Origin of the sequence: Xanthobacter sp. 126 (assembly GCF_000526175.1) — a bacterium.
GTDB classification, from domain to species: Bacteria; Pseudomonadota; Alphaproteobacteria; order Rhizobiales; family Xanthobacteraceae; genus Xanthobacter; species Xanthobacter aminoxidans.
In genome coordinates, this window is the sequence record NZ_JAFO01000001.1 from 96,409 (window position 1) to 122,414 (window position 26,006).

The window sequence follows — 26,006 nt, forward strand, 5'->3', positions numbered from 1 at the left end:
ACCGGTGCGGCTCAGCCGCGCCTTGCATTGAACAGGCTGCGCCACGGCGCTGCCTGTTTCCCCGCAGGAGGCGCCTCTTCGCGAAGCGCTTCTCGAAGACGCAAGAGCCGAAGAAGCACGCGCCATGGCCACCAACCGCACCACCGGCAAGGCCCCCAAGGAAGCGCCGTCCGAGCCGTTCAAGCGCGCCGTCACCGGCTGCTTCAAGGCCATCGCCGGCGTCTCCGAGTTCGAGGTGACCTTCGCCTCCGAGCGTCCGGCGCTCGGTCCGGACCGGGTGCGCCTGCCCGAGCCGCCGCGCCGCTTCACCCTCCAGGACGCCGCCATCGTGCGCGGCCATGCGGATTCCCTCGCCTTGCGCCGCGCCTGTCATGATCCGGGTGTGCATCGCAAGATGCTGCCCCAGGGCGAAGTCGCCCGCGGCGTGTTCGAGGCGGTGGAGCAGGCGCGGGTGGAAGCCATCGGCGGCAACCGCATGCCGGGCGTGAAGCGCAACCTCGCGGCCATGCTGCAGGACCGCTACCACCGCGCCAATTTCGCCGACATCACCGAGCGCTCGGAGGCCCCGATCGCCGACGCGGTAGCGCTGATGGTGCGTGAGCGCCTGACCGGCGAGCCCCCGCCCCCCGATGCCCGGCGCGTGGTGGACCTCTGGCGCCCCTTCATCGAGGAGCGGGCCGAGGGCGACCTCGCGCGGCTCATCGACAGCATCGAGAACCAGAAGAAGTTCGGCGAGATCGCCCGTGATCTCCTCGCCTCCCTCGACATGGGCGAGGAAAGCGGCCTCGACACCGAGCAGGAGCCCGAGGAGAACGAGAACGAGGGCGGCGCCGAGGAGCAGGGCGGAGAGAACGGCGAAAGCCGCGAGGACGACAGCCAGCAGGGCGCCACCGAGATGGAGGCCGAGCTCTCCGAGGAGGAGATGCCCGACTCTGCCGCCCAGAGCGAGGCCGCGCCCCCCGCCGACGTGCCGGATGGCACCGAGATGGGCGACAGCGAGGAGCCGGCCGAGCCGTGGTCCCCGCGTCCGCCGATGACCCACGACAATCGCGGGCCGGAATACCACGCCTTCACCACCAAGTTCGACGAGGAGACCTCCGCCGAGGATCTCTGCGATCCCGAGGAACTGGCCCGTCTCCGGTCCTATCTCGACAAGCAGCTCGCCAATCTCCAGGGCGTGGTGGCACGCCTCGCCAACCGGCTCCAACGCAAGCTGCTGGCACAGCAGAACCGTGCCTGGGAATTCGACCTGGAGGAGGGCGTGCTCGATCCCGCGCGCCTGCCGCGCGTCATCATGGACCCCATGGCGGCGCTCTCCTTCAAGCGCGAGCGCGACACCGACTTCCGCGACACGGTGGTGACGCTGCTCATCGACAATTCCGGCTCCATGCGCGGCCGGCCCATCACGGTGGCCGCCACCTGCGCCGACATCCTCGCCCGCACGCTGGAGCGCTGCGGGGTGAAGGTGGAGGTGCTGGGCTTCACCACGCGCGCCTGGAAGGGCGGCCAGTCCCGCGAGGCCTGGCTCGCCGCCGGCAAGCCCGCCGCCCCCGGCCGCCTCAACGATCTCAGGCACATCATCTACAAGTCGGCCGACGCCCCGTGGCGCCGGGCGCGCCGCAACCTCGGCCTGATGATGCGCGAGGGCCTCCTCAAGGAGAATATCGACGGCGAGGCGCTGGACTGGGCGCACAAGCGCCTGCTCGCCCGCACCGAGGCGCGGCGCATCCTGATGATGATTTCCGACGGCGCGCCGGTGGACGATTCCACGCTGTCGGTGAACGCCGGCAACTATCTGGAACGGCACCTCCGCCACATCATCACCGAGATCGAGACCCGCTCGCCGGTGGAACTCATCGCCATCGGCATCGGCCACGACGTGACGCGCTACTACCGTCGCGCCGTCACTATCGTGGACGCCGAGGAGCTGGGCGGGGTGATGACCGAGAAGCTCGCCGAGCTGTTCGAGGAAACCCCCGGCGGTGGCGGCAAGGGGGCGTCGCGGGGCGGCCGCCTGCATTGAAGCGGGGCCTGCGCGCTTTAGGCATTGTCGCCGCCGGAATTCTCGGCGGCGCACTGCTGTTCAATCTCGCCTTCTCCAAGCCGGGCGCGCTGCCGCCCGAGCCCGTGGCCATCACGGTCACGGCACAGCCGGTCGTCACCTTCAAGCGCGGGGACGAGCTGACCCAGTTCGGCCCGTTGCGGTTCCTTGGCGGGCTGGTGCTGACCTCACCCTTTCCCGGCTTCGGCGGCATCTCCGGCTTCGCGCTGGAGCAGGACGGGCACTTCCTCGCCATCACCGATGCCGGCCTGTTCCTCTCCGGCCGCCTCGTGACGGAGAATGACCGCCCCACCGGCCTCGCCGACGTAAAAGCGGCGGCCTTGCTCGATGCGGATGGCAAGGTGCAGGCCGAAAACGCCCGCGAGGACGTGGAATCCGTCACCCTCGCGCCCGATGCCGCCTATGTGGCGATGGAGACCATCAACGAGATCTGGCGCTACCCGCGCGATGCCCTTGGCCAGCGCGGCACGCTGGTGCCGGCGCCGGCCATCAAGGGGCTGAGGCGCAACACCGGCCTCGAAAGCCTCGCCTTCATGCCCTCAGGTCCGCTCAAGGGCGCGCTCATCGCCATCGGGGAAGAGGGGGCGAAGAAGGCGGACGACCTGCCGGGCTTCATCATCGGTGGCCCCGCGCCCGGCGGTTTCACCGTGACCAAGAGCGGCCCGTTCGACGCCACCGACCTCGCGCTGGGGCCGGATGGTAATTTCTACCTTCTGGAGCGTCATTATTCGCCGCTCGAAGGCGTCAACATGCAGCTCCGCCGCTTCCCCGCAAGCGAGGTGAAGCCGGGCGCGCGCATCACCGGCGAGGTGCTGGGGCGCTTCGACATGAGCCATGAGATCGACAATATGGAAGGCCTCGGCGTCACCCGAAGCGCCGCCGGCGAGATCTTGCTGACCATGATTTCCGACGACAATTTCAGCCCGCTCCAGCGCACCATTCTGCTGCGCTTCGCGGTGTCGGGGGACTGAGGCGCGGCAGGTCGAGTGGTCGCGCCGCTTCAGTCCAGCCGGTTCAATCCAGCCAGGGCGCCGGCCGGTCGAGGGCGATCAGCGCCGCGGGGTCGACCCGCGGGCGGACCACCGCCGCTTGGGGTCCACGCACCAGCACCTCAGGGACGAGGGCGCGGGTGTTGTAGGTGCCGGATTGCACGGCGCCATAGGCCCCCGCCGTCATCACCGCCAGCAGGTCGCCGGGCTTCACCTCCGGCAGCGGCCGGTCGAGGGCGAGGAAATCGCCGGTCTCGCATACCGGGCCGACCACGTCGGCGATCACCAGGGCGGCGCCGGCCGCCGGCTCGGCCATCGGCACGATGTCGTGGTGGGCTTCGTAAAGGGTAGGGCGGATGAGGTCGTTCATGGCGGCGTCCACCACCACGAAGGTCTTGCCCTCCCCCTTCTTCACGTAAATCACGCGGGTGACGAGGATGCCGGCATTGGCCACCAGCATCCGTCCCATCTCGAACACCAGCGGCAGCTTCAGGTCGCCGAGCGCCCGCCCGATCACTTCGGCATAAGCGGCGGGGGAGGGCGGTACCGGGTCGGAGGCGGCATAGGGCACGCCGAGCCCGCCGCCGAGGTCCATGTGGTGCAGCCTGTGGCCGGCGGCCATGAGGTCACGCGCCAGCTCGGCGAGCAGCGTCACCGCGTTCTCGAACGGCGCCATGTCGGTGATCTGGCTGCCGATGTGCATGTCCACGCCGGAGATGGCGAGGCCGGGCAGGCGCGCGGCGTAGTCGTACACGTCCCGCGCGCGGGAGATCGGGATGCCGAACTTGGTGGCCGACTTGCCGGTGGAGATCTTCTTGTGGGTCTTCGCGTCCACGTCCGGATTGACGCGGATGGAGACCGGCGCCGTCACGCCCTTGGACAGGGCGACCTGCGACAGGGCATCCAGTTCCGGCTCGCTCTCCACATTGAAGCAGAGGATGCCGGCGTCCAGTGCCTCACCCATTTCCTCCCGCGTCTTGCCGACGCCGGAGAAGACGATGCGGTCGCCCGGCACGCCGGCGGCGCGGGCGCGCATCAGCTCGCCTGAAGAAACGATGTCGGCCCCCGCGCCGAGCCGGGCCAGGGTGGAGATGACCGCCTGGTTGGAATTGGCCTTCAGCGCGTAGCACAGCAGCACGTCGCGGCCGGCGAACGCCTCCATGAACACGCGATAGTGCCGCTCCAGCGTGGCGGTGGCGTAGCAATAGAAGGGCGTGCCCACCTCGGCGGCGAGGGACGTGAGGTCCACGTCCTCGGCATGGAGGCGGCCGTTGCGATAGTCGAAATGGTGCATCGGGGCGGCTTGTCGGAGGCTCGTTCTGCGCGCCCGGCCGGGGTGGCGCCGTCAGGCGGGCGCCGGGGAGCGAGGAAGGGGTTGCTGTGCAGAAGGCCGTTCAGCGCAGCCTTCGGGCCTGCGGATCAGAGCAGACCGTCGATGAGGAGCGGCTGGTCGGGGCGGTCGATGCCCTTCAGCAGCTTGTCCGAGCTGCTGGAGGAGCCGGAGGTCTTTTTCTTCTCCCAGGAGGCGTGCGGAACCGCGCTCTCGTTGAACTCCGCCGCCGTCTTGGGTGGTGTGTAGGAACTGCTGGAATCCGCCGCAGCCGTAGCCGTGGCGGGCTTCGGCGGGGGGGCCGCCGCATGGGCGCCGGGCGGGGGCTCCAACGGACCCTTCACGCCGCACGCCGCGAGGGCGAGGGTGCCGCAGAGGGCCATCAGGGTCGCAAGGGTTCGCATCTTCGTCCATGCCATTGGCATCAAGGTCGGCGCCACTATAGCCCGCGCTGCGGCAAAGGCGAGCCCCCGGGCCGGCCGGGGGCTCCATTTGGCCGGCATCAGGTCGCGTCCGGGGCGGCCCCGAGGCGCTTCAGCCAGCGCCGCGCCTGGGTGCGCACGCGCTGCGGCGCGGTGCCGCCATAGCTGGTGCGGCTGCGCACCGAGCGCACCACGGACAGAACGGAGAAGACGTCGCCGGTGATGCGCTTGTCCACCGCCTGCATGTCCTCGAGCGGCACCTTGTGCAGCGCAATGCCGCGGTCGGAGGCCAGCGCCACGATGCGCCCGGTAATGTGGTGCGCCTCGCGGAACGGGATGTTCAGAGCCCGGACCAGCCAGTCGGCGAGGTCGGTGGCGGTGGAATAGCCCTGGCCGGCGGCCGTGGCCATGCGCTTCTCGTCCGGCGACAGGTCGCGGACCATGCCGGCAGTGGCGGCGATCACCAGGGAGAGGGCCGAGAAGGCATCGAACGCGCCTTCCTTGTCCTCCTGCATGTCCTTGGCATAGGCCAAAGGCAGGCCCTTCATCACCACGAGGATGCCGGTGAGCGCGCCGATGATGCGCCCGGCCTTGGCGCGCACCAGCTCGGCGGCGTCGGGATTGCGCTTCTGCGGCATGATGGACGAGCCGGTGGTGAAGGCATCGGACAGCTTCACCAGCGCGAAGGACGGCGAGGTCCAGATCACCACCTCCTCGGCGAAGCGCGAGAGGTGGATGGCGCAGATGGACGCGGCCGAGAGCGTCTCCATCACGAAATCGCGGTCGGAGACGGCATCGAGCGAGTTGGCGGTGGGCCGGTCGAAGCCGAGCGCCGCCGCCGTCGCCTCGCGGTCGATGGGGAAGGAGGTGCCGGCCAGCGCCGCCGAGCCCAGCGGGCATTCGTTGAGACGCGCCCGCGCGTCGGCGAAGCGGCTGCGGTCGCGCGCCATCATCTCCACATAGGCCATCAGATGGTGGCCGAAGGTCACCGGCTGGGCCGTCTGCAGATGAGTGAAGCCGGGCATGACCGTGGCCGCATGCGCGAGCGCCTTCTCGGCCAGCGCCCGCTGGAGATCGGCGAGCTGGGCGTCGAGGGCGTCCACCGTGTCGCGCACGTAGAGGCGGAAGTCGGTGGCGACCTGATCGTTGCGCGAGCGGGCGGTGTGCAGGCGCCCGGCCGGGGCGCCGATGAGCTCGGCGAGGCGCGATTCCACGTTCATGTGGATGTCCTCCAGCTCGCGCCGGAAGGAGAACTTGCCCGCCTCGATCTCTGACAGGATCGTGTCTAGACCCTTGGTGATCTTCTGGGCATCTTTCGCCGCCACGATGCCCTGGGCGGCCAGCATGGCCGCATGCGCCTTTGAACCGGCGATATCCTGCGCATAAAGACGCTGGTCGAAGCCGATGGAGGCGTTGATCTCCTCCATGATGGCGTCGGGGGCAGTGCTGAAGCGCCCGCCCCACATCTTGTTGCTCATGACGGACCCTCCGGTGATGACCACTGCCGACGACAACCGCGCGACTGACCCTCAGGACACGGCGACCGGCCCCGCGCCGGGCGCGCCGGTGGCGAGGCGCTCTTCCGCGGTGAGGACGATCGGCGTGGTCGCGCTGGCGACGCTGGCGGGCGCCGTGGCCGGCGCGCTCGCCCTATACGGGATGAACCGCCTCCCCGGCAATGCACCGCAGGGCCAGAGCGTGGCGAGCGTGCCGGCCGCAGCCCCCTCCGGGGCGGCCGCTGACCCCGCCTGCGCCGGTACGGTGGAGCGGGTTCGGGCCTTCGCGCCCCTCGCCAAGGGCGAGCTGGCCGCGATCGCGCTGGCGAGCGAGCCGCGCCGCCTGCCGCCGCTCACCTTCACCGATGCCTCCGGCAAGCCGGTGACGCTGGCGGATTTCAAGGGCCGGGTGGTGCTGCTCAATCTCTGGGCCACCTGGTGCGTGCCCTGCCGCAAGGAGATGCCGGCCCTCGACCATCTGGAAAAGCGGCTGGGCGGGCCGGATTTCGCGGTGGTGGCGGTCAATCTCGATACGCGCGACCCGGACAAGCCGCGCGCCTTCCTCTCCGAGATCGGCGTGAACAGCCTCGCCTTCTATAGCGATCCGGCGACCAAGACCTTCCAGGCCCTGCGCGGCGTGGGGCGCGGCTTCGGCCTGCCGACCACCCTTCTCGTCGATCGGGACGGCTGCGAGATGGCCTATCTCGCCGGCCCGGCGGAGTGGGGCGGTGTCGATGCGGAAGCGCTGGTGAAGGCCGCCATCGGCGCCGGCCGGGCGGATGCGGCAGGTTCCAGCTCGGCAGGTTCCAGCTCAGCAGCTTCCCGCTGAGCTGACGCTTGGCGGAATAAGATACCTGCCTTGACGGGGGCGTCGCGTTCCAATCTGCGAAAATATCGCCCCGCTTAAAGCTCTTGCAACCTTCAGGTGGCAGAGTTCCCTGCAACCAGGGGGATGGGGAAGCTAGGCGCTGCCGGGGCGACGGTGCGGCGCTGCCGTTTACCTTTCTTTCACTCCTTTTTCATTTGCGCGAAAAGAGCTGGTATATCTTGCTCTTGACAGCACGCCTGCGCGCGTTCATTCGAAGTCGAATCACCGGTGGCGACCATTGAAAATACTGTCAATTTTCGGAACGCGCCCTGAGGCGATCAAGATGGCGCCGGTGGTCCAGGCGCTGGCACGGGAGCCGGCCATCCAGTCGCTCGTCTGCGTCACCGGCCAGCACCGGGAGATGCTGGATCAGGTTCTCCGCCTCTTTGACCTGACGCCCGACTTCGATCTTGGCCTGATGGCCCACAACCAAGGGTTGAATCGCCTTGCCGGCGGAGCGCTTTGTGCGATCGACAGCGTGCTTGAGGATGTGAAGCCGGATCGCGTGCTGGTCCATGGCGACACCACCACCGCCATGGCCGCAGCCCTTGCCGCCTTCCACCGCCGCATTCCGGTGGGGCATGTGGAGGCGGGCCTGCGCACCTACCACCTCGGCCAGCCCTTTCCCGAGGAGATGAACCGCCGCGTCGCCGATCTGTGCAGCGACCTCCTGTTCGCGCCCACCCCCGGCTCGCGCGACAATCTTCTGTCGGAGCAGCTCGAGGGGCAGGTCTTCGTGACCGGCAACACGGTGATCGACGCGCTGCAATCGGTGCAGCGTCGCCTCGACGCCGATCCGGACCTGCGTGCCGCCCTCGACGCCGAACTTCCGCCCCTCGATCCGCGCCGGCCCATCCTTCTGGTGACGGGGCACCGGCGCGAGAATTTCGGCGAGGGGTTCCGCAACATCTGCGAGGCGCTGGACCAGATCGCCGACCGTGGCGACGTGGAGATCGTCTATCCGGTTCACCTCAATCCCAACGTCAAGGGTCCGGTGACGGCGGCGCTCGCCGGCCGGCCCAACGTGCATCTCGTGCCGCCGCTCGACTATCTGCCGTTCCAGCGGCTGATGCAGCGCTCGCACATCGTGCTCACCGATTCCGGCGGCGTGCAGGAAGAGGCGCCCGCGCTGGGCAAGCCCGTCCTCGTCATGCGCGAGGTGACGGAGCGGCCGGAGGCGGTGCATTCCGGCACGGTCCAGCTCGTCGGCACCGGCCGCGCCGCCATCGTCAACGCGGTGTCCCGCCTTCTCGACGATCCGGCGGCCTATGCGGCCTACGCCGGGCGCATCAACCCCTACGGCGACGGGCAGGCCTGCCGCCGGATCGTGGACTGCATCTGCGGGCGGCCGATGCAGGAATTTTCCCCCCTCCAATCCCCGCCTGCCGCGTCCGCTCCTCGGCGTCCCGCCGGCCTCGACGCCCTGCTCGTGAGAGACTGACATGCGACACGTTGCCTCTTCCATCGCCCCCGGCCGGGCCGCCCGGGGCTTCACTCCCCGGCGCTTTTCCACACTGGCCGCCGCCGTTGTGCTGCCGGTGAGCCTGCTTTCGGCCTGGCCGGCCGCCGCGCAGTCGCGCAGCCCGGCGCCGCCGGTGGTCGCCCAGGCCCCTGTCGCCCAGCAGCCGGCTTATGTGGCGCCGGCCTACGTGCCGCCGGTGGACCCGATCCTCTCGGCCATCCAGGAGCGGGCGGCGGACACCCGCGTCACGCGGTCCTTCACCCTCGGCGATCTCGGCATCGAAGGGCCGGTGGTGCTGCAGGGCATGGATGCGCGCCGCGACATCTATCTGCCGGTGCCGGCCGGCGTGCCGCTGGAGAATGCCAGCATCGCCGTCGACGGCGAGTATCTGCGTGGCGATGGCGGGCGCACCACCGTGGTGCTCTCGGTGGACAGCACGCCGGTGTTCTCGCGGCGCCTCGAAGGCGACAACGGCAGCGCCAATGCCACCATCGCGGTGGATGATCGGCCGCGGGAGACCGGCTTCGTGCGCTTCGGCACCGCCTGGTCCTCGGTGATCGGCGAGGCGCTGTGCGCCGACGAACGCGGCATCGGCAACGTGCTGAAGCTGCGCCCGTCCACCCGCTTCACCTACAGCTATGACGCCGGGCAGGTGCGCAGCCTCGCCACCGCCTGGAGCGGCATGCCCGGTTCCGGCGCGCTGCTGGTGGCCGGCGGCACCCTCTCCAAGGACACCTACGACACCGCCTGGCGGCTCGGCCTTGCGCTTGAGACCGCCGGCAAGCGCCTTGTCGTGAAGACGCTGCCCTCCATCGGCGACGAGGTGGACCTGACCAACGTCGATGTGCCGGCCTCGCTGCGCGCGGTCGCCCCCTTCTCCAGCTTCGTCGGCGTGAAGAGCTACCGCATCCGCGACGCGTCCGAGATCGGCGCGCTTCTGGTGATGCCCGGCTCCCCGCTCGGCGCCGACGTGGCGGTGGCGGATGTCTCGCTTCTGTCCGGCATCCGTGGCGCGCTCGACGCCCTCGGCGCCCGTCTGGGCACCGCCTCCGGTGCCTTCATGGAATGGCGGGCCAAGGCGGCAAGCCTCGGCTCATCCAGCATCGCCCCGGACGAGGTGAGCTTGCAGTTCCTCGCCGGACGCCCGATCATCGCGGTCGGCGGCGCCGCCGGCGGCAAGGCCACCCAGCTGTTCGACAGCTTCTGGCGGACCTCGCTGGCCTCCGGGACCGTGACCATCCGCGCGGTGGACGTGGGGCCGGAGAAGCCTTCCTCCGTGCCGCTGTCCAGCCTCGGCCCGACCGACGGCAACCTCGACGTGCTCGCCCGCGGCGACTGGGTGGTGACGTTCGATCTCGCCGCCGCCACCGGTGGCCGCAGCCTGCCGAGCCGGCTGAACCTTGATGTCGCGGCCGCGCCCGGCGCCTCCTCCTCCGAACCGGTGGTGGCGGTGTTCCTCAACGACGTGCTGCTGGCCGCCAAGCGCCTCGACGCCACCGGCCACCCCGAGCACGTGACGGCCGCCGTGCCGCCCTATGCGCTCGCGGCCCGCAACGTGCTGCGCGTGACCTTCCAGCGCCAGCCGGTGAGCGACCGCTGCCGCGAGACGCCTCAGGCCTTCCCGGTCTCGGTCCTGCCCACCAGCCATTTCGAGTTGGGCGGCGCGGCGCCGGGCGGCGACTTCCTGGGCGTGATCTCGGCCATGGCCTCGGGCGGCAAGCTGCTGGTTCCCGACAGCTATCTCGCCACCGCCAAGGCCAGCCTGCCGCGCGTGGTGCGCGCTGCCGCCGCCGCGGGCATGCCGGCCGGCACCAGCACCTTCGACGTGTCCTCCGTGGGCACGCCGTTCCGCGCCACCGGCGGCTTCCTCGCCCTCGACGTGCCGGTGCAGGGCGTGCCGGTGAAGGCCAAGGTGGACGGCGACCGTCTCATCGTCGGCGCCGACGAGAAGGCCCGCATGCTGGACATCACCGGCCTGAGGAACGTGGCCCTGGTGCAGGCGGTGCGCGGCGACGACGCCCGCGGCATCCTGTGGCAGAGCATCGGACCCGTGGCCATGACCCCGGCGAAGGCCGTGCGCCTGTCGAAGGGCGACGTGGCCCTCGTGGGCGTCGACGGCACCCTGACCGAGCTCGCCGCCTCCGGCGCCGCTCCGGGCACGGTGCGCGTCGCCGACACGGACGGCCCGGCCGGCACCCTGCAGCGGCTGTGGCAGAATTCGTCGGACTGGGGCCTGCCGCTCGGCATCGGAGCCGCCGCCCTGTTCTTCCTGCTGCTGATCCGCGCCTCGCAAGTGCGCCGCCGCGGCAACTGACCGGATCGGGACCGCCCCCATGGAACTCTATTGGCCCTATCTCCTGGCCGATTACATCCGCTTCGTCGAATACGTGGCGGCCGTGGTGGCGGTCATCATCCTGATTTCGTCCCTCGACGACCTGTTCGTCGATGCCTGGTACTGGGGGCGGCGGATCTACCGCCGCTTCGTCATCGAGCCGTTCATCCGCCCGCTCACCCCGGCCGCGCTCTACCAGAAGGATGAGCAGCCGCTGGCCATCATGATTCCCGCCTGGCTCGAATCCCCCGTGATCGCGGCCATGATCGAGAACATGGTGAGCGTGCTGGACTACCGGCGCTACACGATCTTCGTCGGCACCTATCCCAACGACCCCGACACCATCGCCGAGGTCGAGCGCATGCGCCGGCGCTACAAGCAGCTGGTGCGGGTGGAGACGCGCAATCCCGGCCCCACCAACAAGGCGGACTGCCTCAACACGGTGGTGCGTGCCATCTTCCAGCACGAGCAGATGACCGGCGTGGAATTTGCCGGCCTCGTGCTGCACGACGCCGAGGATGTGCTGCATCCGCTCGAACTGCGCTATTTCAGCTATCTCCTGCCGCGCAAGGACCTGATCCAGGTGCCGGTGCTCTCGCTGGAGCGCCACTGGTCGGAGCTGGTGGCTGGCATCTACATGGACGAGTTCGCCGAGTGGCACGCCAAGGACCTCGTGGTCCGCGAGAGCGTCGCCGGTTCGGTGCCGTCCGCCGGGGTGGGCACCTGCTTCTCGCGCAAGGCCATGCTGCACCTGTTGTCCGACGGTACGGGCGAGGTGTTCAACACCGCGAGCCTGACCGAGGACTACGACATCAGCGCCCGGCTCTCCGCGGCGCACATGCAGTCCATCATCGCCCGCCTGCCGGTGGAATACGTCGTCAAGCGCGAGAGCCTGTTCGGATTCGGCAAGGAGAAGGAAATCCTCCTCTCCATGCCGCTGTGCGTGCGCGAGTTCTTTCCCGACACGTTCCGCACCTCCTACCGGCAGAAGGCGCGCTGGTCGCTGGGTATCGCCTTCCAAGGCTGGCGATCCATGGGCTGGCGTGGCAACTGGGCGACCAAGTACTTCCTGTTCCGCGACCGCAAGGGCATCATCACCTCCCTCGTGGCCGTGCTCGCTTACGTGGTCGCCGCGCACTTCCTCATCTTCATGGGCGCGGAGAAGCTCGGCCTGCTGCCGGCCCGCTATCCCTCCATCTTCGCCACCGAGACCTGGCTGCTGGCGGTCTTGACCGGCAACGCCGTCGCCTTCGCGCTGCGGCTGGTGCAACGCTACTATTTCGTTGCCAAGGTCTATGGCTGGGAACAGGGGCTGATGTCCGTTCCCCGCGTGGTCATGGCGAACTTCGTCAACTTCGCCGCCACCGTGCGCGCGTGGAAGCTGTTCCTGGGCCACATCTTTTTCGGCCGGAAGATCGTCTGGGACAAGACCACCCACGACTTCCCCGACCAGCAGGAGCTTGGCCAGCAGCGGCAGCGTTTGGGCGAGCTGCTGCTCACCTGGCAGGCAGTGCTGCCGGAGCACGTGGAGGAGGCGCTGTCGCTTCAGGCGGAGCGGCAGCAGCCGCTCGGGCGCATCCTCGTCTCCCGCGGCTGGCTCGACGAGGAGACGCTGGCCGAAGCCATGGCCTTCCAGTCCAACCTGCCGCGCACCGTCGTCACCGAGCAGATGGTGCGGCAGTTCAACGATCTCCTGCCCATCGACCTGATGGTGCGGCGGCGCGTGCTGCCCATCGGGCGCGATCCGGGCGGCCGCCTCATCGTCGCGGTGCCTTCGCCGCTGGGCGACAAGGCTCTGGAGGAACTGCGCCGTGCGGTGGGCGACGAGCCGCTCCAGCGCATCGCCCGCGAGAGCGAGATCAACGACGGCCTGCGCCTGCTGCGCGGCGTCACCGGCAATGCGGACGGCCAGAAGTCGCCGCCGCTGCTCGGCGACCTGCTGCTGGAGAAGGGGCTCATGCGCCGCGAGGCCTTCGAGGCCGCCATGGAGAACTACCGTCCCGACGAGGACGGTCGCATCGGCGAATATCTCGTGCGTTGCGGCGTGGTGACGGAAGAAGCCCTGCGCGCCACCATCCGCGAGCAGGAGCGCCGCGTCGCCGCGTCGCTCGCGCCGGTATGAGCCTCGGCAAGTCCGGCGTGGTCAGGTCCAGCGTGGTCAAGTCCGGCCCGGCCAGTCCTGGCCGGGCAACCTCCGCAACAGCGAGATATTCGTGCCGGCCTTCCCCTCCAGGCGCGCCATGGCGCGCCTGAGCCGGCGCGCCGCGCTCGGCCTTGGTGCCGCCGCGGCCGGAACGGGCCTCATCGGCCTCGATCTCGCCCTCGGCGCCCGGTCCCGCCCGCCGGGTGCCCTCATCGACGGCATCGTCTGGCAGGTCCACGGCGGCGCGCTCGATCCCCGCGGCGACTGGGACTTCATCGGCGCGCGGAGTCTGCTGGTGCAATGGCTGGTGGCCGACGGCACCGCCTTCGTGCCGCTGCCGAAGCTCGGCCTCAAGCTCATCCCCGACGCGCCCAACTGGAAGCGCATCGCCCGCGAGCCCTGGGCCAGCCAGATCATCGCAGGGCTCGCCGGCGACTTCTCCGAGCCTCGGGCCCGCGCCAACGTGGTGGAGCTGGGCGCCCTGTCGGCCAAGGTGGCCAGGCAGAAGCTGCCGTTCCGTCCCGCCGGTTTCTATTTTCCCGTGGAAGCCGACCCGACCTGGAAGGACGTGGGGCGCATGCGCGAGGCGCTCGCGCCGATCCCGCGCCCGCTCTGGGTGAGCTGCTACGACAATTCAAACGTCGGCCCGGAGGCGCTCGCCGACTGGATCGATCTCTGGCTGCCGCGCGACGTGGGGCTGTTCTTCCAGGACGGCTGCGGCATCTACACGCGCGCGCCGGGAGCGGCCCGCCGCTATGCGGAGGTGATCTCCCAGCGCCTCGGCGCCCGCCGCTTTAAGATCATCGCCGAGGCCTTCCGGCCGTCCGGTGACGGCTCGTTCCGCGCCGCCACCGCCGCCGAGCTGCTGCCGCAGCTCAAGGCCTATGAGGGGTTCGAAGTGTTCGTCTTCGACGGCCCGCATTATGTGGACCGCCTCATCGTGCAGCAGCTGATGGCGCGCTAGGGCCGCCGCCCCCAGTCGTGAGCGTTCACTGCGGAAAGTGCTCGACATGGGTCTCCGCCGTCCGCCCGAAATAGACGACCCGGCGGCCGGCAAACGACACGATGTATCCCGCGCAGCCGGCCGCCTTCGCCTTCTGGCTGAAGGCCGCATAGCTGTAATCGGCCGGGTTCGCCTGAGCCCACCGCACCAGCCGCTCTATTTCGGTGGCGTCGAAGGCGGCGGAGACGCCGGCCGGGGAGGGCGCGACCTCCATGGCCACGCTGTCGCCGTCCGGCAGGTAGCAGGTCTGGCTGTTGCGGCGATAATCGACCGTATAGCCCTCGAAACCGGCGCGGATCAGCGTGCCGACGATTTCCGGGAAGCTGAGGCTGCCGTCGTGGGCGGCAGCGAGGCACGCTTGGGCAACAGAAATCCGTTCCACGTCCATGGCGGTTTCCCTTCGTTGAGATGTGAACCGAGGCCGGAGGTCAGTCGACTGGAGCAGCCCTGAGCCCGCGCCGTTCGGCGAGAACCGTCAGGATAAGGTCGAGCTGGCGGTGCTCGGCCGGCGTCAGCACGCCGAAGAATGCGGCGTCGTTTTCGTCGGCAAGCGCGGCGAGGACCGGCACTTTGGCTTTTCCTTCCGCCGACAAGGAGAGGCTGTGCGCGCGCTTGTCGCTTGGATTGTCAGTCCGCTCGATCAGGCCTTTCTCCAGCAGCCTGTCGGCAAGCTTGCTGATCGCCCCCCGGGTCATGCCCATGCTGCCCGCCAGAACCGAGGGCGGCATGGGGGCCGTATTGTAAAGCGCCCGCAGGAATACCCATTCCGCCACGGTGACACCTTCGGCCTCGACCTTGCGGGCGAAGGCCTGCGAAACGGCATTGGACACCATGCGCATCCGGAAGCCGGTGTGGTCGGTGAGTTCGGACACGGACGTCATCCGGCGCGCCTCCTCTATTGACTAGGAAACTACCGCGATAAAGTTTCCTAGTCAACATGGTTCCATGCGCCGAACTTGCGCGCGCTGGGAGCGGTTCCGAAAAAGGACCGGCGCCGCCCCGTCAGCGGCGCCTCTGTGTGTCCCGCTCGGCCCCACCGGGGGCCGATGGCATCAGTGCCGGAAGTGGCGCACGCCGGTGAAGACCATGGCGAGGCCGGCCTCGTCGGCGGCGGCGATCACCTCGGCGTCACGCATGGAGCCGCCCGGCTGGATCACCGCCGTGGCGCCCGCCTCCACTGCCGCCAGCAGGCCGTCGGCGAAGGGGAAGAAGGCGTCGGAGGCGACCACCGAGCCCTTGGTGAGCGGCACCGAAAGGCCCGCCGCCTCGGCCGCGTCCAGCGCCTTGCGGGCGGCGATGCGAGCGCTGTCCACCCGGCTCATCTGGCCGGCGCCGATGCCCACGGTGGCGAGGTCCTTCGCATAGATGATGGTGTTGGACTTCACGTGCTTCGCCACGCGGAAGGCGAAGCGCAGGTCGGTCAGCTCCTGCTCGGTGGGCGCCCGCTTGGTGACGACCTTCAGGTCGAGATCGTCGGCGCTGGCATTGTCGCGGCCCTGCACGAGCAGGCCGCCGGCGACGGTCTTCACGGTCAGGCCGGGCGCGCGCGGGTCGGGCAGGCCGCCGGTGAGCAGCAGGCGCAGGTTCTTCTTGGCGGCCACCACGGCGATGGCTTCCTCGGTGGCGTCGGGGGCGACGATCACCTCGGTGAACATCTCCACCATGGCGCGGGCGGCCTCGGCGTCCAGCGTCCGGTTCACGGCGATGATGCCGCCGAAGGCCGAGACGGGATCGCAGGCCAGCGCCTTCTTGTAAGCGGCGGCGAGGTCCGCGCCCTCGGCCACGCCGCAGGGGTTGGCGTGCTTGACGATCACCACCGCCGCCGTGCGGGCGGGGTGGAACTCGGCCACCGCCTCGAAGGCGGCGTCGGTGTCGTTGATGTTGTTGTAGGAGAGCTGCTTGCCCTGCACCTGTCGCGCGGTGGCGACGCCGGGACGGATCTCGTCGGAGGCGTAGAAGGCGGCGGACTGGTGCGGGTTCTCGCCGTAGCGCAGCGCCTCGATGAGCTTGCCGCCGAAGGCGCGGAAGGCGGGCGCCTCCTCCTTCAGCTCGCGGGCGAACCAGTTGGAGATGGCCGCGTCATAGGCGGCGGTGCGGGCATAGGCCTTCTGCGCCAGCTTGCGGCGCAAGGCGAGGGTGGTGCCGCCGTGCTCGGCGATCTCTTTCAGGACCGCCTCGTAGTCCACGGCCTCGACCACGACGGCCACGTCGTTGTGGTTCTTGGCCGCGCCGCGGATCATGGACGGGCCGCCGATGTCGATGTTCTCGATGGTCTCCTCGAAATCCGCCTTGCGGGCGACGGTCGCCTCGAACGGATAGAGGTTCACCACCACCAGATCGATGGGGGCGATGGCGTGCTCGGCGAGGGAGGCCTGATGGCCGGCATCGGCGCGGATGGCGAGGATGCCGCCGTGGACCTTGGGATGCAGCGTCTTCACCCGCCCGTCCATCATCTCGGGGAAGCCGGTCAGCTCGCTCACGTCCTTCACCGGCAGGCCGGCGTCGGCGATGGCCTTGGCGGTGCCGCCGGTGGAGACCAGCTCCACGCCATGGGCGACGAGCTTGGTCGCGAACGGCACCAGCCCCGTCTTGTCGGACACCGAGAGGAGGGCGCGGGTCACGGGACGGATGTCGGCGGTCATCGATTGGCTCCGGGAAAAGATTGCCGCTCGCCTAGCACCAATGACCGCACATCGCCAGCCGCGCGGGCCGTCGTGCATGCATGGCCGGTATCGGCGGGGGGCATGAGCGGGGGGAAGGCGTCGCCGGCCCCGCTTTTCCTGTCGATGCGCGGCTCCGGCGCGCTGACAGGCGCGGCCCCGCCCGATACCGTGCGGCCATGCGCCCGACCGCCACCAAGACCGCTTCCAGCACCGCAGCCGAAGAGACGCCTCCCGAGGAGGCGTCCGCACCCGCCAAGGCTCCGGCCGCGAAGGCCGACGATACGCGCGTGACGCCCATGATGGCGCAGTACATGGAGATCAAGGCGGCGAACCCGGACAGCCTCCTATTCTACCGCATGGGCGACTTCTACGAGCTGTTCTTCGCCGACGCGGAGCAGGCCTCGCAGGCGCTGGGCATCGTGCTCACCAAGCGCGGCAAGCACCTCGGCGAGGACATCCCCATGTGCGGGGTGCCCATCGACCGGGCGGAGGAATATCTGCACAAGCTCATCGCCCTCGGCTTCCGCGTCGCCGTCTGCGAGCAGCTGGAAGACCCGGCCGAGGCGAAGAAGCGCGGCGGCAAGTCGGTGGTGCGGCGCGACGTCACCCGCCTCGTCACCCCCGGCACCATCACCGAGGACTCGCTGCTCGATGCCCGGCGCGAGAACGTGCTGGCCGCGCTGGCTCGGGTGCGCGCCGGCTCGGGGGCGGAGGATTTCGCCTATGCGATCGCCTTCACCGACATGTCTACCGGCGCCTTCCGGGTGGCCGGCACCACGCGCGCCGCGCTTTCGGGCGATCTGGCGCGGGTGGACCCGGCGGAGCTGCTGGTCTCCGACGCGCTCCTGGACGATGCCGAGCTGCGCGCGATGCTGCGCGATCTGCCGGCGGTGACGCCGCTGCCGCGCCAGTCCTTCGACGGGGCGGGGGCGGAGAAGAGGCTGGCGGACTTCTACGGCGTCGCAGCGCTCGATGCCTTCGGCGCCTTCGCCCGCGCCGAGCTGATCGCCGCGGCGGCCGTGGTCGCCTATGTGGACCGTACCCAGCTTGGGGCGAAGCCCCTCCTCGCCCGCCCGGTGCGGGAGGCGGAGGGCGGCATCATGGCCATCGATGCCGGCACCCGCGCCAATCTGGAGCTGGTGCGCACCACCTCCGGCGACCGGCGCGGCTCGCTGCTTGCCGCCGTGGACCGCACGGTGACGGCGGCCGGCGCGCGGCTGCTCGCCCGTCGCATCGCCGAGCCCCTGACCGACCTTGCCGCCATTCGCGCCCGTCACGACGCGGTGGGGCATCTCGTCGAGGACGGCGCCCTGCGTCGTGCGCTCAGGGAGGCGCTCGCCCGCGCCCCTGACATGGCCCGCGCGGTCACCCGCCTCGCCTTGCAGCGGGGCGGTCCGCGTGATCTCGCTGCGGTGCGCGACGGCCTCGACGGCGCGCTGGCCATCGCCGGCCTGATCGGCCCGGATGCGCCGGACGATCTGTCCCGCGCCGCCCGCGCCCTGTCGCGCGCCCCCCATGCGGTGGCGCTCGATCTCGCTTCGGCCCTGGCGGAGAACCTGCCCGTGCACCGCCGCGACGGCGGCTTCGTGCGCGAGGGCTGCGATGGCGAACTCGACGCCACCCGCGCCCTGCGGGATGAAAGCCGCCGCGTGGTGGCCGCGCTGGAGCGGCGCTATGTGGAGGAGACGGGCGTCCGCTCCCTCAAGATCCGGCACAATGCGGTGCTCGGCTATTATGTGGAGGTGACGCAGCAGAATGCGGACCGCCTGCGCGAGCCGCCGCACGATGCCGTCTTCGTCCACCGCCAGACCATGGCGGGGGCCATGCGCTTCTCGTCCGTGGAGCTGGGCGACCTAGAAAGCCGCATTGCCAGTGCCGGCGAACGAGCGCTGGCGCTGGAGCAGGCCATCTTCGAGCGCCTGTCCGCGGCGGTCGTGGCCGAGACCGACGCCATCCGCGCAGCCGCCGATGCCCTCGCCGAGCTGGATGTGGCCTCGGGCCTCGCGGAGCTCGCGGCCACCGAGGCCCATGTGCGCCCGCACATGGAAGAGGGCGTCGCCTTCGCCATCGCGGGCGGGCGCCACCCGGTGGTGGAGCAGGCGCTTGCCCGGGATGGCGGCCCCTTCGTGCCCAACGATTGCGACCTCTCTCCGCCGGAGGGGGACAAGGACGGCCGCATCGTCCTCGTCACCGGCCCGAACATGGCCGGTAAATCCACCTTCCTCCGCCAGAACGCCCTTATCGCGGTGCTGGCGCAGGCGGGGGCCTTCGTGCCGGCGCGGTCTGCCCGCATCGGCGTGGTGGACCGGCTGTTCTCCCGCGTCGGCGCGGCGGACGATCTGGCGCGCGGGCGCTCCACCTTCATGGTGGAGATGGTGGAGACGGCGGCCATCCTCAATCAGGCGACGCCGCGCTCCCTCGTCATCCTCGACGAGATCGGCCGCGGCACGGCGACTTTCGACGGCATGTCCATCGCCTGGGCGAGCCTTGAACACCTGCATGAGGTGAACCGCTGCCGGGCGCTGTTCGCGACCCATTTCCACGAATTGACCGCACTTTCCCAGCGCTGCCGGCGCCTTTCCAACGCCACCGTGAAGGTGACGGAATGGCATGGCGACGTGATCTTCCTGCACGAGGTGGTGCCCGGCGCGGCGGATCGCTCCTACGGCATCCAGGTGGCGAAGCTGGCTGGCCTGCCGGAGGCGGTCATCGCGCGGGCGAAGGCCGTGCTGGCGGAGCTGGAGGCGGCGGAGCGCGCGTCACCCGCGCAGAAGCTGATCGACGATCTGCCGCTGTTTGCCGTGCGGCCCAAGCCGGCGGAGAAGGCGGCGCAGGCCGATCCCGCCGCCGAGGCGGTGATCGGCGCGCTCGATGATCTCGATCCGGATGCGCTGAGCCCGCGCGAGGCGCTGGACGCGCTCTATCGGCTCAAGGGGTTGCTGCGCGACGGCTGACGATGGCCGGGGCCGAAACGGCAGGGCGTTCCCGCCCTGCCGTCAGTTGCTGCCGCCGTCGGACGACGCGGGCGCCGCCTGCGGGCGCTGGAGCAGCTCGCCCCAGGCGGAGAAGGCGTCGTTGAATGCCTGTTCGCCGGCCACACCCTTCTCGAAGGCGAGCACGGCCTTCTTGTTGTTGGTGTAGGTCAGGAGCACGTCGAGCCACGGATAGGCCTGCAGCAGGGCAACGTTGCGCTGGCGGTCAGCGGTCTTTTCCGAGAGGCCCACCAGGAACAGGGTCGGGTTGACGCGCACGGCGAGGCCGGCAAGCGGCGTGCCCAGCGCCTGCTGGTTCGGCTTTGCCCGCACCGCGTCCACGTTGGCGACGCCGCCGAAGGGGAAGTCTTCCGGCAGCTTGAAGCCGATCTCGATGGTGTGAGATGCCGGTAGCGTCTGGTCGGTATTGCGCCGGAGCACGAAACTCATCGCGATCTTGCGTTCGGGAATCACGAGGTCACCGCGCAGGCCGATGTCGGGCGGCAGCCCCGGCCCGGCGTTCACGGTTTCCGTGCGCCAGGTGATGGTGCCTTCGAACGTCTGCGGCTGGGCGCTGCCGGTGGATTCCTCGATCAGCACGGCACGGGCGCTGCCCGAGGCGTTGCCGGGGCGCTGGGCCGGGGCGCGGCGCGCGGCATCACCGGACGTTTTGGTCATCCGGTCGGCCGACTTCGCCTGGTCGGACGCGCTGGTGCCGGAGGTGGCCGGTGCCGCCGCCTGCTGCTCGCCCTCGCTGCCGCCGAAGAGGCGGTCGCGGTTGACCACGGCGAAGGCGATGCCGCCCAGCACCACGAGCGCGAGAATCGCGATCAGGATGAATTTCTTCCAGGAGGCGCCGCCTTCCGACGCACCGCGCCGGCCACCATTGGCGGCCGCGCCGCGGCTCCGCACTTCGCCCCGCCGGTGCGGCGGGCGGCGGTCGCCCTCGGTCTCGTCCTCGCTGCGCTGGCGCGGCGGCAGGCGGCGGTCGGGCCGGGCGGGGGGCTCGGCGGACGCACGGCTTTCGGCTTCGGCCGCGGGGGGCTCGGGCTCCTCGTCCGGGGCAGCCGGGGCAGCCGAGCTCTTCGGCGGCTCGAACCGGGCGGGGGGCGGCGGGGGCGCGGCCTCTTCCGCCTCGTCTTCGAACACCTCGTCTTCGGGCTGGGGCTCGGGCGTGTTGTCCTGCTGGGCGAACTCCGCCTCCACGCGGCGGATCGCCTCTTCGAGGCCCATCCGCTCGCGGGTGATCTCGCCTTCCGGCAGCGGCGGGTCCACCCCGCGCAGCTGACGCATCAGGGCGGTGCGGGCACGATCGTAGACGGCGCGCCGGCTCTCCCCGGTCTTCTGGGGCAGACTGGAGATCGCGCGGACCAGGAGGGGATAGTAGTCAGCCATCGGAGCGGTGAGGTTCCCCTTGTGCCGTCAGATCGGAGCCGTCAGATCGGCATTATGCCTGAAACGGGTTGTGAACAAGGATCGTGTCGTCGCGTTCCGGGCTGGTCGACAGCACCGCCACCGGGCAGCCGATCAGCTCTTCCACGCGCCGCACGTATTTTACGGCCTCCGCCGGCAGGTCGGCCCACGAGCGGGCGCCGGCGGTGGAATCCTGCCAGCCTTCCATGGTCTCGTAGATGGGCTCGGCCCGGGCCTGCGCGCCGCTTTCCGCCGGCAGATAGTCGATTTCCTTACCGTCAACCTTGTAGCCGACGCAGACTTTCAACTCGTTAAAGCCGTCCAGCACGTCGAGCTTGGTGAGGGCAATGCCGTGGATGCCGCAGGTGCGCACCGTCTGGCGCACCAGCACCGCATCGAACCAGCCGCAGCGGCGGGCGCGGCCGGTGACGACACCGAACTCGTGGCCCTTGGTGCCCAGCGTCTTGCCCACTTCGTCCAGAAGCTCGGTGGGGAAGGGGCCTTCGCCCACGCGGGTGGTGTAGGCCTTGGTGATGCCCAGCACGTAATCCAGCGCGCCCGGCCCGATGCCGGTGCCGCTCGCCGCCGATCCCGCCACCGTATTGGACGATGTGACGTAGGGATAGGTGCCATGGTCAATGTCGAGCAGCGCGCCCTGCGCGCCCTCGAACAGGATCTTGCGGCCCTCGCGGCGCGCCTTGTCCAAGAGCTCCCACACCCGGTCCATGAAGGGCAGGACCTTGGGGGCCAGCGCCATCAGCTCGGCGACCAGCGCCGCGCCGTCCACTTCCGCCATGCCGAGGCCGCGGCGGATGAGATTGTGATGGGTGAGCAGGCGATCGACCTTGGCCGGCAGGGTCGCCGGGTCGGTCAAGTCCACGAGGCGGATGGCGCGACGGCCCACCTTGTCCTCATAGGCCGGGCCGATGCCGCGCTTGGTGGTGCCGATGCGGGCGCCTTCCGCCGTGGCGCTTTCACGCAGGGCGTCCAGCTCGCGGTGCAGCGGCAGGATCAGCGGCACGGTCTCGGCGATGCGCAGCCGGTCGGGACCGATCTCGATGCCCTGCGCGGCAAGGCGCGCCAGCTCGTCCACCAGCGCCTGCGGGTCGAGCACGACGCCGTTGCCGATCACCGACAGCTTGCCGGGACGCACCACGCCGGACGGCAGGAGGGACAGTTTATAGGTGACGCCGCCGACGACCAGCGTATGGCCGGCATTGTGGCCTCCCTGGAAGCGGACGACGACGTCCGCCTGCTCGGAGAGCCAATCGACGATCTTGCCCTTGCCTTCGTCGCCCCACTGAGAGCCGACCACGACCACATTGGCCACGCGGTGGTGCCTCCTGAACCCAGCGCGGGTGGTTCGGACCTCGACCGCGCGCACAAAGGAAAGCCCCGGCTCTGGTCCGGGGCGTTACCAAAGCGTCTTACGGGATCGGGGCTGGCGAGGCAAGGTTTGCGCGGCGGGCCGGCCGGCGGGCGACCTTCCGTCAACGGTAGCGGCGGAAGGTGCCGGAGGGGCCGCCCTTTGGGGGCGTTGGCGACCGGCCCCGGTTCGTGCTCTACCTTCCCCGATGAAGACTCCCCGCAGCGCTCCCGCCTCCTCCCGCCGCCCCGGCGGCAGCCCAAAGCCCGTTGCCGCCACCCCCGGATTGTCCGCCCGCGCCGTCGCCGTCGACGCGCTGGAAGCCGTGCTGCGGCAGGGCGCCGCGCTGGAAGAGGCGCTCGACGGACCGGCGCTGGAGCCGCGCGACCGGGCGCTCGCCTATCGCATCGTCGCCACCGCCCTGCGGCGGCTGGGGACGCTCCGCGCCGTGCTCGGCAAGCTGATGGAGCGCGGCTTTCCCAAGTCGGCGCCGCGGCTGGAATCGGTGCTGCTCGCCGGGGCGACGCAGATCCTGTTCATGGATGTGCCGAGCCATGCGGCGGTGGGTCTCAGCGTCGACCTCGCCCGCGCCGATCGCTCGACCGCTGGTTTCGCCGGCCTCGTCAATGCCGTGCTGCGCCGTGTTGCGCGGGAGGGCGAGGGGCTGATGGCCGGGGTCGATCCCGATTTCGCCGATACGCCCGACTGGTTGCGCCAGCGCTGGACCAAGGCTTATGGCGCCGACACCGCGCGTGCCATGGTCGCCATGCACCGGGTGGAGCCGCCCCTCGACATCACCGTGAAGGCCGATCCCGACGCCTGGGCGCAGAAGCTCTCGGGCGAGGTGCTGCCCACCGGCACGGTGCGCGTCCTCCAGGCCGGTCCGGTCCGCGCGCTGCCCGGTTTCGCGGAAGGCGAATGGTGGGTGCAGGATGCCGCCGCCGCCCTTCCCGCCAGGCTGCTCGGCAAAGTGGACGGGCTGAAGGTGGCGGACCTGTGCGCGGCCCCCGGCGGCAAGACCGCGCAACTGGTCGCCGCCGGTGCGCAGGTGACAGCGGTGGACCGCTCCGGTGCCCGCCTCACCCGGCTCAGGGACAATCTGGCGCGGCTCGGCCTCGCCGCGACCGTGGTGGAGGGCGATGCTGCGACCTTCGCCGGCGGCCCGTTCGATGCGGTGCTGCTCGATGCGCCCTGCTCGGCCACCGGCACCCTGCGCCGGCACCCCGACATCGCGGTGTCCAAGCGGCCGGCGGACATTCCGACCCTCGCCACCTTGCAGGCGCGGCTGCTCGACCACGCCGTCGATCTCGTGAAGCCCGGCGGCCTCGTCGTCTATTCCACCTGCTCGCTGGAGCCGGAGGAGGGCGAGGCGCAGGTGGAGCGGCTTCTGGCTGCGCGAAACGATGTGGAACGGGAGCCGCTTCGCGCCGGAGAGGTGGACGGCCTCGATTTGTTCATAACTCCTCAAGGGGATGTGCGCACTCTTCCAAGTCACTGGATGCGGGGGGAGGCGGAGCGGTCGGGTCTCGACGGCTTTTACGCCACCCGGCTGCGGCGCAGGACGAGCCCAACGGCCTGATCCCGGCGCCCCGGCCTCCTCTCGCGCGGGCTAGAGGCTGGTGAAGACAGGCGCATGGGTATCTGGAATGGATCGGCGGGCCCGCTGCAGGCCGTGGCCAGAAATCTGGTCGGCACGCTGGCCGGGAAGGGCCACGCCCACCCGACGGGAGGCGCCGTGAGCCGAGGCGGGCTTAAAGAGCGCACGCAACTGGCGACCCTCCTGCTGGAGCTTTGGTCGCAGACGGTGCTCGCGCGCATCGGCGGCCGCGCCGTCCCGCTCGGCTACGTGCCGGTGCCGGTGCCGGAACGCCTTCTCATCGCCCCGCAGGACCTGAGGACCGGCGACGCCACCGTCGCCAGTGAAATCTATTCCGGCCGATTCGCTTTCGCCGGAAAGGTGATGGCGCTCGACGGCCGCACCGCGTTCGAGCTGGTGCCGCCGTCAGTGGAATGGGCCGAGGCGCTGCACGGCTTCGGCTGGCTGCGGCACCTGAAGGCGGCCAACACCACCATCGCCCGCGCCAATGCCCGCGCCCTTGTCGGCGATTTCATCCGCGATCCCGGCAAGGCGAAGGCGGTGGCGGCGCGCCCGGACGTAGCGGCGCGGCGCATCATCTCCTGGCTCACCCAGGCGACCTTCCTGCTGCAGGACGCCGACCACGATTTCTACCGCCGCTTCATGCGCTCACTGGCGAAGCAGGTGCGCCAGCTGCGCCGGATGGCGAGCGACGCGCCGGACGGCTATCCCCGACTCATCGCCATCGTCGCGCTGGTGTTCGCCGGGCTGTGCATGTCCGACCAGCCGCGCCTGCTGAAGGCGGCACAGAAGCGCCTCGCCGAGGAGCTGGACCGGCAGATCCTGCCGGACGGCGGCCCGCTCACCCGCAATCCCGGCATGCTCATCGAGCTGCTGCTCGATCTTCTGCCGTTGCGCCAGGCCTTCACCGCCCGCAACCAGCAGGCTCCCGCCGCGCTGATGAATGCGGTGGACCGGATGATGCCCATGCTGCGCTTCTTCCGGCATGGCGACGGCGCCTTCGCGCATTTCCACGGCATGGGCCACACGGCGGCGGACCAGCTCGCCACCATTCTCGCCTTCGACGACGCGCGCGGCGCGCCGGTGGCGAATGCGCCCTATTCCGGCTACCAGCGGCTCGACGCCCGCTCGCTGATGCTGATCGCCGACACCGGCCCGCCGCCGCCCACCGTGGCGAGCTGGGAGGCGCACGCGAGCTGCCTCGCCTTCGAATTCTCCTCCGCCCGCCAGCGCATCGTCATCAATTGCGGCGTGCCGGAGGTGCACCGGGAGATGTGGCGGCAGGTGGCCCGCTCAACCGCGGCCCATTCCACCGCCGTGATCGCTGACACCTCTTCCTGCCGCTTCCTGCAGGGCGGCTCCATGACGCGCATCTTCGGCGCGCCCATCGTCGCCGGGCCGAAGCATGTGGAGGTCCAGCGCGGCACGCGGAACAACGCGCTGCTGCTGCGCGCCAGCCATGACGGCTATGCCGAGGCGTTCAACCTGCTGCACCAGCGCTCCTGGCGGCTGGCGCTGGAGGGCAACCGGCTCGACGGCGAGGACATCTTCCGGCCGGTGGAGGAAGGCGGGGCGCTGCCAGCGGAGACCTTCGCCATCCGCTTCCACCTGCACCCCTCGGTGACAGTGGAACGGCTGGACGATCCCCACACCGCCTTGCTCAGCCTGCCCAACGGCGAGGCCTGGGCCTTCGCCGCGCCCCATCTGCCGCTGGTGGTGGAGGAGAGCGTGGACCTCGCCGCGACCGGCGGGCCGCGCCGCACTTCGCAACTGGTGCTCACGGGCGAGGTCGCGCGCACGCCGCGCGTCATCTGGACCTTCGTGCGCACCCGGGAAGCGCAGAGCGTGCCGCCGGTGCGGCCGGGCCGGGGCTGAGGCCCCGACCGAT

Annotated in this window: 18 protein-coding genes; 10 read left to right on the plus strand and 8 right to left on the minus strand. The window is 70.2% G+C overall.

Annotation, left to right across the window (positions count from 1 at the left end; translation table 11 throughout):
* Positions 1-124: 124 nt before the first annotated feature.
* Together cobT and XAN126_RS0100415 are read left to right on the plus strand one after the other, a co-directional pair.
* Entirely contained in the window at positions 125-2,023 is a 1,899-nt protein-coding gene (gene cobT / locus XAN126_RS0100410) for a cobaltochelatase subunit CobT (protein WP_024276622.1), read from the plus strand.
* On the plus strand, positions 2,020-3,033 hold the full coding sequence (locus XAN126_RS0100415) for an esterase-like activity of phytase family protein (RefSeq protein ID WP_024276623.1): 1,014 nt from the start codon (positions 2,020-2,022) through the stop codon (positions 3,031-3,033). Before cobT ends, XAN126_RS0100415 begins: the two co-directional genes overlap by 4 nt.
* Positions 3,034-3,076: 43 nt before the next feature.
* On the opposite strand, the gene lysA is transcribed toward XAN126_RS0100415, so the two are convergent.
* From lysA to argH, 3 genes are all read right to left on the minus strand, one after another.
* Positions 3,077-4,345, minus strand: coding sequence for a diaminopimelate decarboxylase (lysA, locus tag XAN126_RS0100420; protein WP_024276624.1), 1,269 nt, complete (start codon positions 4,343-4,345; stop codon positions 3,077-3,079).
* 125 nt (positions 4,346-4,470) lie between these two features.
* Positions 4,471-4,785 carry a lipoprotein gene (locus tag XAN126_RS0100425; protein WP_155982181.1) on the minus strand — a complete coding sequence of 105 codons (315 nt, stop codon included), beginning with the start codon at positions 4,783-4,785 and terminating at the stop codon, positions 4,471-4,473.
* Positions 4,786-4,883: 98 nt separating this feature from the next.
* On the minus strand, positions 4,884-6,281 hold the full coding sequence (argH, locus tag XAN126_RS0100430) for an argininosuccinate lyase (protein WP_024276626.1): 1,398 nt from the start codon (positions 6,279-6,281) through the stop codon (positions 4,884-4,886).
* Positions 6,282-6,297: 16 nt separating this feature from the next.
* On the opposite strand from argH, the gene XAN126_RS0100435 reads away from it, so the two are divergent.
* From XAN126_RS0100435 to XAN126_RS0100455, 5 genes are all read left to right on the plus strand, one after another.
* Complete coding sequence (locus tag XAN126_RS0100435) at positions 6,298-7,128, plus strand: TlpA disulfide reductase family protein (RefSeq protein ID WP_081762463.1); 831 nt, start codon at positions 6,298-6,300, stop codon at positions 7,126-7,128.
* A 277-nt stretch (positions 7,129-7,405) separates the two neighbouring features.
* The gene (gene wecB, locus XAN126_RS0100440) at positions 7,406-8,608 is read left to right on the plus strand and encodes a UDP-N-acetylglucosamine 2-epimerase (non-hydrolyzing) (RefSeq protein WP_029876524.1); all 1,203 of its coding nucleotides are present in this window, start codon (positions 7,406-7,408) and stop codon (positions 8,606-8,608) included.
* 1 nt (position 8,609) lies between these two features.
* Positions 8,610-10,943 carry a cellulose biosynthesis cyclic di-GMP-binding regulatory protein BcsB gene (locus tag XAN126_RS0100445; protein WP_024276629.1) on the plus strand — a complete coding sequence of 778 codons (2,334 nt, stop codon included), beginning with the start codon at positions 8,610-8,612 and terminating at the stop codon, positions 10,941-10,943.
* A gap of 19 nt (positions 10,944-10,962) precedes the next feature.
* Positions 10,963-13,083 (plus strand): glycosyl transferase family protein, encoded by a 2,121-nt coding sequence (locus tag XAN126_RS0100450; RefSeq protein WP_024276630.1) that lies wholly within the window; start codon positions 10,963-10,965, stop codon positions 13,081-13,083.
* A 118-nt stretch (positions 13,084-13,201) separates the two neighbouring features.
* On the plus strand, positions 13,202-14,068 hold the full coding sequence (locus XAN126_RS0100455; RefSeq protein WP_024276631.1) for a hypothetical protein: 867 nt from the start codon (positions 13,202-13,204) through the stop codon (positions 14,066-14,068).
* Between the two features lie 25 nt (positions 14,069-14,093).
* Here the strand turns inward: XAN126_RS0100455 and XAN126_RS0100460 are convergent, their stop codons facing one another.
* The 3 genes from XAN126_RS0100460 to purH form a co-directional block, all read right to left on the minus strand.
* Positions 14,094-14,495: a hypothetical protein gene (locus XAN126_RS0100460; RefSeq protein WP_024276632.1), complete on the minus strand. Its 402-nt coding sequence runs from the start codon at positions 14,493-14,495 to the stop codon at positions 14,094-14,096.
* 40 nt (positions 14,496-14,535) lie between these two features.
* Entirely contained in the window at positions 14,536-14,988 is a 453-nt protein-coding gene (locus tag XAN126_RS0100465; RefSeq protein WP_024276633.1) for a MarR family transcriptional regulator, read from the minus strand.
* Between the two features lie 171 nt (positions 14,989-15,159).
* Positions 15,160-16,749, minus strand: coding sequence for a bifunctional phosphoribosylaminoimidazolecarboxamide formyltransferase/IMP cyclohydrolase (purH, locus tag XAN126_RS0100470; protein ID WP_024276634.1), 1,590 nt, complete (start codon positions 16,747-16,749; stop codon positions 15,160-15,162).
* A 320-nt stretch (positions 16,750-17,069) separates the two neighbouring features.
* Between purH and mutS the strand changes: the two genes are divergently transcribed.
* The gene (gene mutS / locus XAN126_RS0100475; RefSeq protein WP_245272341.1) at positions 17,070-19,724 is read left to right on the plus strand and encodes a DNA mismatch repair protein MutS; all 2,655 of its coding nucleotides are present in this window, start codon (positions 17,070-17,072) and stop codon (positions 19,722-19,724) included.
* 42 nt (positions 19,725-19,766) lie between these two features.
* Here the strand turns inward: mutS and XAN126_RS0100480 are convergent, their stop codons facing one another.
* Together XAN126_RS0100480 and XAN126_RS0100485 are read right to left on the minus strand one after the other, a co-directional pair.
* Positions 19,767-21,137, minus strand: coding sequence for a hypothetical protein (locus tag XAN126_RS0100480; protein WP_024276636.1), 1,371 nt, complete (start codon positions 21,135-21,137; stop codon positions 19,767-19,769).
* A gap of 52 nt (positions 21,138-21,189) precedes the next feature.
* Positions 21,190-22,485 (minus strand): adenylosuccinate synthase, encoded by a 1,296-nt coding sequence (locus XAN126_RS0100485; RefSeq protein WP_024276637.1) that lies wholly within the window; start codon positions 22,483-22,485, stop codon positions 21,190-21,192.
* 244 nt (positions 22,486-22,729) lie between these two features.
* Between XAN126_RS0100485 and rsmB the strand changes: the two genes are divergently transcribed.
* Entirely contained in the window at positions 22,730-24,100 is a 1,371-nt protein-coding gene (gene rsmB, locus XAN126_RS0100490) for a 16S rRNA (cytosine(967)-C(5))-methyltransferase RsmB (RefSeq protein ID WP_024276638.1), read from the plus strand.
* A 54-nt stretch (positions 24,101-24,154) separates the two neighbouring features.
* Positions 24,155-25,993: a heparinase II/III family protein gene (locus tag XAN126_RS0100495; RefSeq protein ID WP_024276639.1), complete on the plus strand. Its 1,839-nt coding sequence runs from the start codon at positions 24,155-24,157 to the stop codon at positions 25,991-25,993.
* The last annotated feature ends 13 nt before the right edge of the window (positions 25,994-26,006 follow it).

What these genes read in the sequence shown, in the direction of transcription:
- XAN126_RS0100450 (WP_024276630.1), top strand. Translation starts at nt 10,963, where the DNA reads ATGGAACTCTATTGGCCCTATCTCCTGGCCGATTACATCCGCTTCGTC.
- XAN126_RS0100465 (WP_024276633.1), bottom strand. Translation starts at nt 14,988, where the DNA reads ATGACGTCCGTGTCCGAACTCACCGACCACACCGGCTTCCGGATGCGC.
- XAN126_RS0100455 (WP_024276631.1), top strand. Translation starts at nt 13,202, where the DNA reads ATGGCGCGCCTGAGCCGGCGCGCCGCGCTCGGCCTTGGTGCCGCCGCG.
- XAN126_RS0100495 (WP_024276639.1), top strand. Translation starts at nt 24,155, where the DNA reads ATGGGTATCTGGAATGGATCGGCGGGCCCGCTGCAGGCCGTGGCCAGA.
- XAN126_RS0100435 (WP_081762463.1), top strand. Translation starts at nt 6,298, where the DNA reads ATGACCACTGCCGACGACAACCGCGCGACTGACCCTCAGGACACGGCG.
- XAN126_RS0100480 (WP_024276636.1), bottom strand. Translation starts at nt 21,137, where the DNA reads ATGGCTGACTACTATCCCCTCCTGGTCCGCGCGATCTCCAGTCTGCCC.
- rsmB (WP_024276638.1), top strand. Translation starts at nt 22,730, where the DNA reads ATGAAGACTCCCCGCAGCGCTCCCGCCTCCTCCCGCCGCCCCGGCGGC.
- argH (WP_024276626.1), bottom strand. Translation starts at nt 6,281, where the DNA reads ATGAGCAACAAGATGTGGGGCGGGCGCTTCAGCACTGCCCCCGACGCC.
- purH (WP_024276634.1), bottom strand. Translation starts at nt 16,749, where the DNA reads ATGACCGCCGACATCCGTCCCGTGACCCGCGCCCTCCTCTCGGTGTCC.
- mutS (WP_245272341.1), top strand. Translation starts at nt 17,070, where the DNA reads ATGGCGCAGTACATGGAGATCAAGGCGGCGAACCCGGACAGCCTCCTA.
- XAN126_RS0100425 (WP_155982181.1), bottom strand. Translation starts at nt 4,785, where the DNA reads ATGCGAACCCTTGCGACCCTGATGGCCCTCTGCGGCACCCTCGCCCTC.
- cobT (WP_024276622.1), top strand. Translation starts at nt 125, where the DNA reads ATGGCCACCAACCGCACCACCGGCAAGGCCCCCAAGGAAGCGCCGTCC.
- XAN126_RS0100460 (WP_024276632.1), bottom strand. Translation starts at nt 14,495, where the DNA reads ATGGACGTGGAACGGATTTCTGTTGCCCAAGCGTGCCTCGCTGCCGCC.
- lysA (WP_024276624.1), bottom strand. Translation starts at nt 4,345, where the DNA reads ATGCACCATTTCGACTATCGCAACGGCCGCCTCCATGCCGAGGACGTG.
- XAN126_RS0100445 (WP_024276629.1), top strand. Translation starts at nt 8,610, where the DNA reads ATGCGACACGTTGCCTCTTCCATCGCCCCCGGCCGGGCCGCCCGGGGC.